Annotated in this window: 12 protein-coding genes; 5 read left to right on the top strand and 7 right to left on the bottom strand. The window is 67.6% G+C overall.

Annotated elements, in window-relative coordinates; all coding sequences use genetic code 11:
- Window positions 1-1373 precede the first annotated feature (1373 nt).
- The 7 genes from ACIBHX_RS49665 to rpmH form a co-directional block, all read right to left on the bottom strand.
- A complete protein-coding gene (locus tag ACIBHX_RS49665) occupies window positions 1374-2222 on the bottom strand; it encodes a ParA family protein (protein ID WP_397075756.1) in 849 nt (282 codons plus the stop codon).
- A 245-nt stretch (window positions 2223-2467) separates the two neighbouring features.
- Window positions 2468-3139 (bottom strand): 16S rRNA (guanine(527)-N(7))-methyltransferase RsmG, encoded by a 672-nt coding sequence (gene rsmG, locus ACIBHX_RS49660; RefSeq protein WP_397075692.1) that lies wholly within the window; start codon window positions 3137-3139, stop codon window positions 2468-2470.
- 378 nt (window positions 3140-3517) lie between these two features.
- Window positions 3518-4006: a protein jag gene (locus ACIBHX_RS49655; protein WP_397075690.1), complete on the bottom strand. Its 489-nt coding sequence runs from the start codon at window positions 4004-4006 to the stop codon at window positions 3518-3520.
- A gap of 20 nt (window positions 4007-4026) precedes the next feature.
- On the bottom strand, window positions 4027-4950 hold the full coding sequence (gene yidC, locus ACIBHX_RS49650; protein ID WP_397075689.1) for a membrane protein insertase YidC: 924 nt from the start codon (window positions 4948-4950) through the stop codon (window positions 4027-4029).
- A gap of 4 nt (window positions 4951-4954) precedes the next feature.
- The gene (gene yidD / locus ACIBHX_RS49645; protein WP_214319103.1) at window positions 4955-5233 is read right to left on the bottom strand and encodes a membrane protein insertion efficiency factor YidD; all 279 of its coding nucleotides are present in this window, start codon (window positions 5231-5233) and stop codon (window positions 4955-4957) included.
- A 14-nt stretch (window positions 5234-5247) separates the two neighbouring features.
- A complete protein-coding gene (rnpA, locus tag ACIBHX_RS49640; protein WP_397075688.1) occupies window positions 5248-5592 on the bottom strand; it encodes a ribonuclease P protein component in 345 nt (114 codons plus the stop codon).
- Window positions 5593-5660: 68 nt separating this feature from the next.
- Complete coding sequence (gene rpmH, locus ACIBHX_RS49635; RefSeq protein ID WP_043614899.1) at window positions 5661-5798, bottom strand: 50S ribosomal protein L34; 138 nt, start codon at window positions 5796-5798, stop codon at window positions 5661-5663.
- 445 nt (window positions 5799-6243) lie between these two features.
- Between rpmH and dnaA the strand changes: the two genes are divergently transcribed.
- The 5 genes from dnaA to ACIBHX_RS49610 all read left to right on the top strand — a co-directional run bounded on the left by dnaA (window position 6244) and on the right by ACIBHX_RS49610 (window position 12187).
- The gene (gene dnaA / locus ACIBHX_RS49630) at window positions 6244-7800 is read left to right on the top strand and encodes a chromosomal replication initiator protein DnaA (RefSeq protein ID WP_397075686.1); all 1557 of its coding nucleotides are present in this window, start codon (window positions 6244-6246) and stop codon (window positions 7798-7800) included.
- A gap of 522 nt (window positions 7801-8322) precedes the next feature.
- On the top strand, window positions 8323-9462 hold the full coding sequence (gene dnaN / locus ACIBHX_RS49625) for a DNA polymerase III subunit beta (protein WP_397075753.1): 1140 nt from the start codon (window positions 8323-8325) through the stop codon (window positions 9460-9462).
- Window positions 9463-9520: 58 nt separating this feature from the next.
- Window positions 9521-10444, top strand: coding sequence for a phosphogluconate dehydrogenase (NAD(+)-dependent, decarboxylating) (gene gnd / locus ACIBHX_RS49620; RefSeq protein ID WP_397075684.1), 924 nt, complete (start codon window positions 9521-9523; stop codon window positions 10442-10444).
- 20 nt (window positions 10445-10464) lie between these two features.
- On the top strand, window positions 10465-11697 hold the full coding sequence (recF, locus tag ACIBHX_RS49615) for a DNA replication/repair protein RecF (protein WP_397075683.1): 1233 nt from the start codon (window positions 10465-10467) through the stop codon (window positions 11695-11697).
- A complete protein-coding gene (locus ACIBHX_RS49610) occupies window positions 11687-12187 on the top strand; it encodes a DUF721 domain-containing protein (RefSeq protein WP_397075681.1) in 501 nt (166 codons plus the stop codon). Before recF ends, ACIBHX_RS49610 begins: the two co-directional genes overlap by 11 nt.
- The last annotated feature ends 221 nt before the right edge of the window (window positions 12188-12408 follow it).

Genomic DNA, 12408 nt, shown 5'->3' with positions numbered 1-12408 from the left:
GGTGGTCACTCCGAAGCTCTCCGCCTCTCGGTCCCGGTGGGCACTCCACTTCATGCTCCTGTCAGGCGCTCCCGAAGCCCCGCCTCCGCGCTCCTGTCGAGCGCTCCCAAGCTCCGCCTCCCGATCCCCGTTGGGCACTCCACTTCATGCTCCTGTGAGGCGCTCATGGGGTCCCGCCTCCGCGCTCCTGTCGAGCGCTCCCGAAGCTCCCCCTCCCTGCTCCCATCGGGGCGCTCCCGGAGCCCCGCCTTCCGGCTCTCATCGTGCGCTCCGGAGCTCCACCGCCCCGCTCCCATCAGGCGCTCCCGAAGCTCTGCTCCCCGCTCCCGTCCGGGCGCTCCCGGAGCTCCACCGCTCCCGTCGGGCGCTCCGGAAACCCCGCGAACGTCTCCGAGAGAGCGACGCGACTCGCCGCGGTGATGGCCAAGAGCGATACTCGCTGGCCGCCGCCCATCTGCCGGGCCACGTGCCGTCTGCGGCCGACAAGGGCCACGCCTCCGTGCGTGTGCGCTCCGATGCGCTCCGGCCCGCTAGGCCGTACTGGCACGACGAGGTGACCTGGTCGCGATGAATGCGGTGAGGCGTGAAGCGGAAGGGAGGACCTCAGCGAGACGGAAAGAGAGCGTGTGGCAGATGGAGGCAGGAGGGAGAGGGCGGGGATGCAAGCGCGGATGACAGGAGGGTCGGACACGCACGGGACAGCACGCACGGTGCGAGACGCACCGGGCGACACGCACCGGGCGAGACTCACCGGCGACACGCAGGGGACGACACGCACGGCTCGGGACCCACGGCGCTGGACCCACGGCGCGGGGACGCACCCGGGCGGCTCGCGCCGGAGCGAGGCACGCCGGGGCGGCTCGCGCTGGGCAGCACGCACCTGTGGCGCTGGTGGCAGGTCGTAGTGCCGTCGGGGGGTGGGTTGGGCGACAGCACGCGATGAGATGTGGGCGTACTGAAGCGTGAGCGGGAGATAGCGCTGCGCTGAGAGGGCGCGGTGGAACGTAGACGGGAGTCAGGGGGTGAGCTGCAACTAGTCGGAGTGCGCTGAATGTGAGTGGGAGGAGCAGTGCTGAGGACTGGATGGGAAGCGGAGCGCGCTGAAGCGGAGCGCGCTGAAGCGGAGCGCGCTGAAGCGGGGATGGGGACACCGAGGGCTGAAACTTCGGACTGGGGTGTGTGGGGGCCGGGCCGCGCGTCGGGTTGGGGGGTGGGGCGGAGGGCAGCTAGGCGGGGGTGGCACGCACGACGCGACATGCACGGGGCGGCACGCACTAGGGCAGCACGTGTGGCGACGCGGTGGCAGGTCGTAGTGCTGTCCGGGATGGGTTGGGCGAGAGCACGCGCTGAGACGTGGTTGGGGGGGAGGGGAGTTAGGCGGGGGTGGAGCGGAAGGCGATTTCGCGGGCGGCGTCGAGGTAGGCCATGGCGCCGCTGGAGCCGGGGTCGTACGTCATGACCGACTGACCGTAGCTGGGCGCCTCCGAGAGGCGGACGCTGCGCGGGATCACCGTGTTGAGGACCGTGTCACCGAAGTGGGCCCGGACTTCGTCGGCGACCTGAGAGGCGAGCCGCGTCCGCCCGTCGTACATCGTCAGGACGATCGTCGACAGGCTCAGCGTCGGATTGAGGTGAGCCTTGATGAGGTCCACATTGCGCAGCAGCTGCCCGAGCCCCTCAAGCGCGTAGTACTCGCACTGGATGGGGATCATGACCTCGTCCGCCGCGACGAGCGCGTTGACCGTCAGCAGGCCGAGCGAGGGCGGGCAGTCAATGATGATGAAGTCCAGATCCACCGCGCCGTAGGCCGTGAGAGCACGACGCAGGCGCGCCTCCCTGGCCACCAGCGACACGAGCTCAATCTCGGCGCCGGCGAGGTCGATCGTGGCGGGCGCACAGTAGAGGCCCGGCATGTCCGGTACCTCCTTGACGATGTCCGCCATCGGAAGATCGTCCACGAGCACCTGGTACACATCTGGAATGTCACCGCGGTGCTCGGTCGCCAAGGCCGTCGAGGCATTCCCCTGCGGGTCCAGGTCCACCACGAGCACGCGCTGGCCGTTCATCGACAGGGCCGCGGCGATGTTGACCGACGTGGTGGTCTTGCCGACGCCCCCCTTCTGGTTGGCCACGGCGATCACACGGGTTCTACCCGGATGCGGCCAGGGTCCGCCGGAAGAACCCCCGGTCTGGACACCTGAGTCAATGGCCTCGCCAGGCATGGGGGCCGTCTGGGTCGCGGATGTTTCACGTGAAACCACTGAGCTAAGCGCCTCTCGTACCAACGGCGAATCACCGGGGTTCAGGGGGGTCTGGGTCACGATTGCCATCCTTTCAACCAGAGGCATGCTGGTGCCGGGAATTCGCTCTCGCGACACGCCCATTTCGGGCCATCCAACCCCGGTTGGACTCTCGGATGGAGGGCTGTCCGGCCAGCCGAGCCCGCACGATGCGACTGGCACGACCGTCACCTCCTTCGTCGCCGCCTCCCACGCTCCGGCGCGCGACCCGCCACCACCCGGACCAATGTCGCAGGCGGCTCGACCTTACCGCGCCCGACGGTCACAAGCTCAGCGGATCGGACTCCGCTGCTCTTCAACTGAGCCTCCGCCTCGGCAAGCTCGCCCGCCGCGCGCTCTCCCTTCATGGCAATGAGCTCGCCGCCTTCGCCCAGCAGCGGCATCGCCCACTTCAGCAGCCGGTCAAGCGGCGCGACCGCCCGGGCGCATGCGACGTCGAACTCGCGCTTGCCCACCAGCTCCTCCGCCCGCCCGCGCAGCACTTCCACGTTGTCGAGCTTGAGCGTGTCGACGCACTCCTGGAGGAACACCGTACGGCGGAGCAAGGGCTCGAGCAGCGTCACGGACAGATCGGGACGCACGATGGCCAGCACGAGGCCGGGCAGCCCGGCGCCGGAGCCGATGTCGACCAGGCGGACGCCCTCGGAGATCGCCTCCTCGACCACGGCGCAGTTGAGCAGGTGCCGGTCCCAGATGCGCGGCACCTCGCGAGGCCCCAGCAGTCCTCGCACGACGCCCGGACCCGCCAGCAGTTCGGCGAAAGCGTTGGCCCGTTCCCAGGCTTCGCCGACGAAGACCTCCCGCGCGATGTCCGGCGGCGGAAGTAGCTCATCGCTCACTGGTTGCTGGCCCTTTCTGAGGTCCGGTTCGGCGGCATTCGCCCTCTCGCAAGGGTATAGATGCTCGCCCCCGCCTGACACATCGACGGCACAGTCAAGGGCAGCCAGTACGGCGAGCCGAACGGAAACTACGGCTGGCGCGCGAGGGCGGAAGAACCAGGGACGCGGCCGTGGCGCACGCAGCGGACGTAGGACCCTGAATCGGCAGGGAGCAGAGGGCAGGGGCTGGGCGCGCCGTACCCTCGAAGCCAGGGCCTGCCGTACGCGACACATAGCGCGCGCCGGACGCAAAGCTCGCCGTACCGGGAGGAAGCCGGACAAACCAACGGCCGCCGGCCCAGGAACCCCTGGGCCGACGGCCGATCAGAAGCGAACGCGTCAGGCCGGAAGGATGACGACGTAACGGTTGGGCTCCTCGCCCTCGGACTCGCTACGGAGCCCGGCCGCCGCCACCGCATCGTGGACGATCTTGCGCTCGAACGGCGTCATCGGGTCGAGCGACTGCGGCTCCCCCTGCTCCTTCACCTGGGAGGCGATCTGCGTGCCGAGCTTGGTCAGATCCGCCCGCCGCCTCTCCCGGTAGCCGGAGACGTCGAGCATCAGCCGCGACCGCTCCCCCGTCTGCCGGTGCACAGCCAGCCGGGTGAGCTCCTGGAGTGCCTCGAGGATCTCGCCCTCGCGCCCCACCAGATCGGTGCCCTTGACGCCGACGACGGAGACGAGCGCGCGGTCGCCCTCGACGTCCATGTCGATGTCGCCGTCGATGTCGGCGATGTCCAGCAAGCCCTCGACGTAGTCGGCCGCGATCTCGCCCTCCTGCTCGAGCGCACCCAGGTCAGGAGCCTTCTCCTGCTCGGCCTCGGTCATGGCCGGCCTCTCCTTCGTGTTCAAGACTTCTTGCTGCCCGTGCGCTTGCTGCGCGTCTGGCGCTGAGGCTGCTGCCTGATGATCTTAGGCTCCGGCGAGGCCTCAGGTGCCGGCTCTTCGGGAGTGTTCTTGTGGATCTTGGCGATGAGGCTGGGCTTGGGCTCGACGGGAATGGCGTTGCCCTTGGCGTCGAACTGCGGCATCGGGTGCCGGCTGTAGAACCAGTGCTGCTGACCGAGCGTCCATAGGTTGGTGGTCACCCAGTACATGATCAGACCGAGAGGGAAGTTCAGGCTGAAGAAGGCGAACAGCGGAGAGATGTACATCAGGATCTTCTGCTGCTGCGCCATCGGGTTGTCGGGCATCTGCGCCATGGAACGCTGGACGCTCTGCCTGACCGTCAGGAACGTCGTCAGCGAGCTGACCGCGACGAAGAGGCCGATGACGATCTTCTGGGAGATCTCAGTGGCGCCCCAGAACGTCTCGGGCAGGTAGGCGCCGAAGATCGAGGCGTGCTTGGCGCTGTCGACCAGCTCCTGGGACATGCCGAACTTCGCCTGGTCCGCCGCGATCGCACGGAGCACGGTGAACATCGAGATGAAGATCGGGAACTGCGCGACGACGGGGAGGCAGCCACCCAGGGGGTTGGCGCCCGCACCCTGGTACAGCGCCATGACCTCCTGGTTCATGCGCTGCTTGTCGTTCTTGTGGCGCTTGCGGATCTCCTGGACCTTCGGCGCCAGCTCCTGCATCTTCCGCGATGAACGCATCTGCTTGAGGAACAGCGGGAAGATGAGGATCCTCATGCAGATGGTCAGCGTGACGATGGTCAGCGCCCACGTCAGCCCGCTGTTCGGATCCAGGACCGTGCTGTAGCCGGTATGGATCCAGGTGATGACTTGGGCGACGGCTGTATACAGCCAATTGAGCCAGGACAGCTCCACCGAGCTAGCTCCCTTGCGTTTCGTGGGACCGAACCGGGCGTGGGGGCACCGGGTCTATACCTCCGGGATGGAATGGGTGGCACCGCCCGATGCGCCGGACAGTCAGCCATGTGCCGCGCAATGCGCCATGTACGGCTATCGCCTCGAGTCCGTAGGCACTGCACGATGGATAGAAGCGGCAGCGTGGACCGAGCATCGGGCTGATGAAGGCCCGATAGAACCGAATCGGGATGATCAAGATCCGAGCGGGTAGGCTCGGCACCCCTTGCGGCTGCTCCGTCATCTGTTGCACATCCATCAGGACTCGCGCCGCCTAAGTAAACGATCCAGCGCGACGTCGAGTTCGGCGGCAAGCTGCTCGTGTCGCGCAGACGCGGCCTGTGGATTGGCCCGTACCACCAGCAGGCTACCTCTCGGAAGCCGGTGGAGTCGGTCTCGCATCAGGTGTCGGAGGCGTCGCTTGACCTTGTTGCGCACTACGGCGCCGCCCACGGCCCGGCCTACCACGAAGCCGACCAATGGGGCCCCTTCCCCGCAAACGTGAAGATGCACCACCAAAGTGGGCCGGCCGACCCGCTTTCCGCGCTTGACCGCGGTCGCGAAGTCTTCCCCGCGCCGCATGCGGGACTGTCGTGCTAGCACAGAAGACGCCTATCGCCCGCCGGCGAGGTTCACCGGCGGGCGGACGAGGTGGATCCGGCTCGGGGCGATCAGGCCGACAGCTTCTCGCGGCCCTTACGGCGACGAGCAGCCAGGATGGCACGACCGGCCCGAGTGCGCATGCGCAGCCGGAAACCGTGGGTCTTCGCGCGGCGGCGGTTGTTCGGCTGGAAAGTACGCTTGCTCACGGGTGGGCTCCAGGCTTGACGCTTAAACACAGGAATGACCTGTCACGGGCCCATTGGGCATGCGAAATAGCCGTCGCGTGACAAGCCGACCGTCGTACGTTACGGGTCGAGCATGCTCCAGGTCAAACTGAAGGATCCGGCGCAGACGGTTATCCACGTTTCCACATGTGAGTTTTCCACCGCCGGGCTCACGTCCACAGTATGTGCATCAAGGTGCCACTAGGCTGTGGACAACGTCTTGAACACAGGTGTGCACATCGATACTGTCGGCCCTTCTGGACCCGCTCTACCTCTGTGCACAGCTTGTGGATCTCCTGTGGAGACCTTGGGGATCACGCGCGGACGCCGCGCTGTGGACGGAAAGCCTGGGAGCCCGAGTGGGCAGCCGCCATGTGTGGATAAACGATCGCGGGGGGCCGCGAGAGGAAGGAGGGGGAACCACAGCATGAACGGTGGTGACCTCGGCGCGGTCTGGGCGCGAGCCCTGGGAAACTTCCTCAACGACAGCGTCCCCATCCAGCAGCGCACATGGCTGGCCATGGTGCGCCCGATCGCGCTGGCTGACGACACGATCGTGCTCGGCGTCCCCAACGACTTCCTCAAGGACCTGATCGAGGGCAAGCTGCGCCCGCTGGTGGCGCATGCGCTGTCGCAGGAGCTCGGCAGGAACATGCGGCTGGCTGTGATGATCGACACCACGGCCCCCGACCAGCCTGCGCCGGACTCGTATCCCCAGGCTGTGACTCAGAGTTATCCCCAATCCCCAGAGCCGCAGCCGCGTTTTGCACAGCCCTCGCAATCCCCGCCCTACCAGGCCTCGGAGCCTCCGCAGTTCTACAGCCCACAGCCCGAGCCGCCGCAGATGTCCACTGAATATCCACAGCCGCAGTTCGGTTTTGAACAGCCGCAGGTCGACAAGCCCGAGCCGAATCGCTGGGAAGCGAAGAGCAACAAGCCCAGCGAACCGGCCAGACTCAACCAGAAGTACACATTCGAGACATTCGTCATCGGGGCCAGCAACCGTTTCGCGCACGCGGCCGCGGTCGCGGTGGCCGAGTCGCCGGCCAAGGCGTACAACCCGCTGTTCATCTACGGCGATTCAGGGCTGGGGAAAACCCACCTGCTGCACGCGATCGGCCATTACGCGCAGTCTCTCTATGACGGCGCGCGGGTGAGGTACGTGAGCTCGGAGGAGTTCACCAACGACTTCATCAACAGCATCCGCGACCACAAGGCCGACGGTTTCCGCAGCCGCTATCGCGCGATCGACATCCTGCTTGTGGACGACATCCAGTTCCTGGAGGGCAAGGAACAGACGCAGGAGGAGTTCTTCCACACCTTCAACACCCTGCACAACGCCAACAAGCAGATCGTCATCTCCAGCGACCGCGCGCCCAAGCAGCTGATCACGCTGGAGGACCGGCTGCGCAACCGGTTCGAGTGGGGTCTGATCACCGACGTCCAGCCGCCCGAGCTGGAGACCCGCATCGCGATCCTCAGGAAGAAGGCCATCCAGGAGGGGCTCGCCGCGCCACCGGAAGTACTCGAATACATCGCGAGCCGGATCTCCACCAACATCCGCGAGCTGGAGGGTGCCCTGATCAGGGTGACCGCCTTCGCCAGCCTCAACAGGCAGGGTGTGGATCTCCAGCTGGCCGAGGTGGTGCTGAAGGATCTGATCACCTCCGAGTCGGGTCCCGAGATCACGATCGCCAAGATCATGGACATGACAGCCGAGTACTTCGGCATCAGCATCGACGACCTGTGCGGAACCTCCCGCAGCCGCGCTCTGGTGAACGCCCGCCAGATCGCCATGTACCTGGCTCGCGAGCTCACCGACCTGTCGCTGCCCAAGATCGGTCAGCAGTTCGGCGGCCGCGACCACACCACGGTCATGCACGCCGAGCGCAAGATCCGCTCGCTCATCGCGGAGCGCCGGTCCATGTACAACCAGGTCAACGAGCTGACGATGCGCATCAAGCAGAACTCTCGCGGATCCTGAGCTCCATGCACACCCTGTGGAAAACGCTGTGGATCAGCGGAAACGCCGGAGACGGCGGGCCATCGGGTGGCATTCGTCCAAAATTCTCCTGCACAGCGGCTGGGGATAAGGGTGGGGACACCTTGGGGAGAACCTGGGGACTACTCGTGGACGACTTGTGGACGCCCTGTGCACACTCTTCTGAGCGGTCGCAGCTGTCCCTTTTACCCCGTGGACAACCGGTGGAAACATGGTGGATAGCCAGTGGATGAACACCCCAAGATCTGGGGACGGCCTGTGTGGATCGGATCGTCATCCCCAGCCGTCACAGTTCTCCCCAGGCGTCACCCACATGTGTAGTGGATGAAAATCCGGCCGCTGACCAGCGAAAACGATGGCTGTCCACAGTATCCACCGCCCCTAATGTGAAGACCACACATCTCTCTTACTAAGAAACTCAAGACCCATAGAGGGGTTCTCCCGGAACTCAGGTGCGGGAGAGTGAACACTTGAGTCAACGACGAACACAGGAGGCTGATGACCGTGATGTTCCGAATCGAGCGAGACGTCCTCGCTGAGGCGGTGGCATGGACGGCCCGCAGCCTCCCGGCGCGCCCGTCGGTGCCTGTTCTGGCGGGGATGCGTCTGGAGGTCACCGAGGGAGGGCAGCTGAAGCTGTCCGGCTTCGACTACGAGGTCTCCGCCGAGGTGACGCTCGAGCCGCAGACCGGCGAACCGGGGGTCGTCCTGGTCTCGGGCAAGCTGCTGGCCGAGATCACCCGCGCGCTTCCCGCACAGCCTGTGGATTTCGTGATCGACGGCGCCAAGGCGGTCGTCACGTGTGGCAGCGCCCGCTTCACCCTGCTGACCATGCCTGTGGAGGACTACCCCTCCCTGCCGGCGATGCCGCCGGCGGCCGGACGGGTGGGCAGTGACGTGTTCGCCTCCGCGGTGGGCCAGGTCGCCGTGGCCGCGGGCCGCGACGACACGCTGCCGATGCTCACCGGCGTCCGCATGGAGATCGAGGGCGACACCGTGACCCTCGCCGCTACGGACCGCTACCGGCTCGCCGTACGGGAGCTGAAGTGGCAGCCTGGGCAGCCCGACCTGTCGACCGTCGCGATGATCCCGGGCAAGACGCTGGCAGACACGGCCAAGGCGCTCGGCGCCACCGGCGCCGAGGTGGAGATCGCGCTCAGCTCCGCCGGCGGCACGGGCGAGGGCATGATCGGCTTCTCCAGCGCGGGCCGCAGGACCACCACCCGCCTGCTCGACCCAGAATTCCCCAAGTACCGCTCGCTGCTGCCCACCGAGTTCTCCGCGCGCGCCGACTTGTCCACAGGCCCGTTCGTGGAGGCCGTCAAGCGCGTCGCGCTGGTCGCCGAGCGCAACACCCCCGTACGGCTGGCCTTCAAGAGCGGCGAGGTCGTCCTGGAGGCGGGAAGCGGCGACGAGGCGCAGGCCGTCGAGGTGCTGCCTGTGGATTACGAGGGCGACGAGATGAACATCGCCTTCAACCACCAGTTCCTGCTCGAGGGCCTGGGCGCGATCGACTCCGACGTCGCGCGACTGCAGATGACCACCTCGACCAAGCCCGCCATCCTCACCGGTGGCAAGCCTGTGGACGACGACGGCGCTCCCGACTACCGTTACCTGATCATGCCCATCCGTCTGTCGAGCTGACCCGTGACAGGATCCCCTGAGCGGGTAGGGGATGATTGATCCATAGGGGGAGATGCAGATGCAGATTGGCATGATCGGGCTCGGCAGGATGGGCGGCAACATGGCCGAGCGGCTGCGCCGCGGTGGCCATGACGTGGTCGGATACGACCGCGATCCGTCGGTGAGCGACGTCGGCAGCCTGAAGGAGCTCGTGGAGCGGCTCGAGCCGCCGCGCGTGGTCTGGGTGATGGTCCCGGCCGGCGCGCCGACCCAGGACACCATCGACGCGCTCGGTGACCTGCTGAGCGAGGGCGACATGGTCGTCGACGGCGGAAATTCACACTATGTGGATGACCAGAAGCACGCCGCCGAGCTGGCCCCCAAGGGCGTCGGTTTCGTCGACTGCGGCGTGAGCGGCGGCGTCTGGGGTCTGCAGAACGGCTATGCCCTGATGGTCGGTGGCACCAACGCGCACATCCAGCAGGTCATGCCGATCTTCGAGACGCTCAAGCCCGAGGGCGAGGACGGCTTCGTGCACGCCGGTGACGTCGGCGCCGGCCACTTCGCCAAGATGGTCCACAACGGCATCGAGTACGGCATGATGCAGGCCTTCGCCGAGGGCTGGGAGCTGCTCGAGGCCTCCGACATCGTCAAGGACGTCACCGGCTCCTTCAGCAGTTGGCGCACCGGCACCGTCATCCGCTCCTGGCTGCTCGACCTGCTCGTGCGGGCGCTCAAGGACGACCCGGAGCTGTCGAGGCTGAAGGGTTATGCACAGGACTCCGGCGAGGGCCGGTGGACGGTGCAGGCGGCTGTGGACCACGCGGTCCCGCTGCCCGTCATCACCGCCGCGCTGTACGCCCGCTTCGCCTCCCGCCAGGACGACTCGCCGGCCATGAAGGTGGTGGCGGCGCTGCGCAACCAGTTCGGCGGCCACGCCGTCGAGGAGACCAAGGGCGCGGACTCGCCCGGTGCCGACGTCACGCCACCCAAGCTGCGCTGAGGCCCACTACCCTTCTCAGGGTGTACGTCGCCCACCTCTCCCTGACCGACTTCCGGTCCTACGCGTCCGTGGAGCTCGGCCTGGAGCCGGGCGTCACGGCCTTCGTGGGACCCAACGGCCAGGGCAAGACCAACCTGGTCGAGGCGCTCGGCTACGTGGCGACGCACTCCAGCCACCGGGTGGCCAACGACGCGCCGCTGGTACGCCAGGGCGCCGCCAGGGCGATCGTGCGCTGCGCCATCCACAAGGACGACCGGCGGGCGCTGATCGAGCTGGAGATCAACCCCGGCAAGGCCAACCGCGCCCGGCTCAACCGCTCCCCCGTGTCCCGCCCGCGCGACGTCGTCGGGCTGTTGCGTACAGTGCTGTTCGCCCCTGAAGACCTCGCCCTCGTCAAGGGCGACCCGTCCGAGCGGCGCCGGTTCATGGACGACCTGCTGGTCGCGCGCAGCCCGCGCTTCGCCGGCGTCAGGGCCGACTACGACCGCGTGCTCAAGCAGCGCGGCGCCCTGCTGCGTACGGCGGCGCAGGCGCGGCGTGGCAGCCGCGGCACCCGCAGGGTGGAGGCCGACAGCGCCTTCGCCGCGGCCGGCGCCGGCGACGTGCTCAGCACGCTGGAGGTGTGGGACGCCCACCTCGCCAGGCACGGCGCGGAACTGCTTCAGGCCCGGCTGGACCTGATCGAGGCACTGCGTCCGCTGGTCGCCGGAAACTACGCCGCGCTGGCCCCCTCGAGCGCCCCCGCGACACTCGCCTACCGCAGCACGTTGTCCACAGGCGGGGACGACGCGGAGGACGAAGACGCCGGTACACCTGGATCTTCCGATGCACAGACGTTATCCACAGACTTGGGGAAAACCCTTGAAGAGCGCTTGCGAGAGCGGCTATTGGAGGTGCGCCAGGCCGAGCTCGAACGCGGCGTGACGCTCGTCGGCCCGCACCGCGACGACCTGATCCTGGGACTGGGCGATCTGCCCGCGCGCGGCTACGCCAGCCACGGCGAATCCTGGTCGTTCGCGCTGGCGCTGCGCCTGGCCGCCTTCGACCTACTGCGCGCAGACGGCGGCGACCCCGTGCTCATCCTTGACGACGTCTTCGCCGAGCTCGACAGCCAGCGCAGGCGCCGCCTGGCCGAGATCGTCGCGCCCGCCGAGCAGGTCCTCATCACCGCGGCTGTGGACGACGACATCCCGTCCGAGCTGGTCGGTGCCCGATTCGACGTCGCCGAGGGGGGCGTGAGCCGTGTCCGTTGACGACAACCCGGCGGCCAGAGGCGCCGCCATGGCCAGGGAGAAGCTCGCCCAGGCCAAGGCCGACGCGGCCAAGCGCGGCCAGCTCCCCCGGCGCGAGCCGCGGCGCAAGGCCGCCGGGCCGCGCCGGGAGGCCGGCGATCCCCAGCTGTTCGGCCGGGCGATCATGGATCTGCTGGCCGACCGAGGCTGGGAGCAGTCGGCGGCCGTCGGCGGCGTGTTCGGCCGCTGGGCCGACATCGTCGGCTCCGACCTGGCCGCCCACACCAAGCCGGAGACCTTCGAGGACGGCGAGGTGCTCGTCCTGGCCGACTCCACCGCGTGGGCCACCCAGGTGCGGCTGCTCGCCCGCACGCTCGTGCGCAGGCTCAACGAGGAGCTCGGCGACGGAACCGTGACGAAGGTCAAGGTCAGAGGACCCCAGAATGCGCCCCGCCCGACCGGAGGCCTCCGCGTGACCGGAAGTCGGGGCCCCGGGGACACGTACGGCTGAGAAAACCGATCAGATTGCCGCAGAGGCGATGACCCCCCAACCCGTGGGGGGATGCTTTGCCCGGGGGGAAAACGGGCGACAGGCCGTTACAGGCGCGTTCAATGCCACCTTGGGCGCTCAGAGCCGGTAGAATGAAACCGGATTCCGGACACGTCCGCTTGCGTGTCACCCCCGGCACGCAAAGCTGCCGAATCCCCCGGGTGACCAACGCATCGGGGCAC

It is taken from the genome of Nonomuraea sp. NPDC050536, assembly GCF_044457685.1.
Lineage (GTDB): Bacteria > Actinomycetota > Actinomycetes > Streptosporangiales > Streptosporangiaceae > Nonomuraea.
This window is presented reverse-complemented; position numbering and strand designations above follow the sequence as displayed.

Excerpts from the sequence above, each read along its gene's own strand:
- ACIBHX_RS49665 (WP_397075756.1), bottom strand. The coding sequence starts at position 2,222 with ATGCCTGGCGAGGCCATTGACTCAGGTGTCCAGACCGGGGGTTCTTCC.
- ACIBHX_RS49655 (WP_397075690.1), bottom strand. The coding sequence starts at position 4,006 with ATGACCGAGGCCGAGCAGGAGAAGGCTCCTGACCTGGGTGCGCTCGAG.
- yidD (WP_214319103.1), bottom strand. The coding sequence starts at position 5,233 with ATGACGGAGCAGCCGCAAGGGGTGCCGAGCCTACCCGCTCGGATCTTG.
- dnaA (WP_397075686.1), top strand. The coding sequence starts at position 6,244 with ATGAACGGTGGTGACCTCGGCGCGGTCTGGGCGCGAGCCCTGGGAAAC.
- gnd (WP_397075684.1), top strand. The coding sequence starts at position 9,521 with ATGCAGATTGGCATGATCGGGCTCGGCAGGATGGGCGGCAACATGGCC.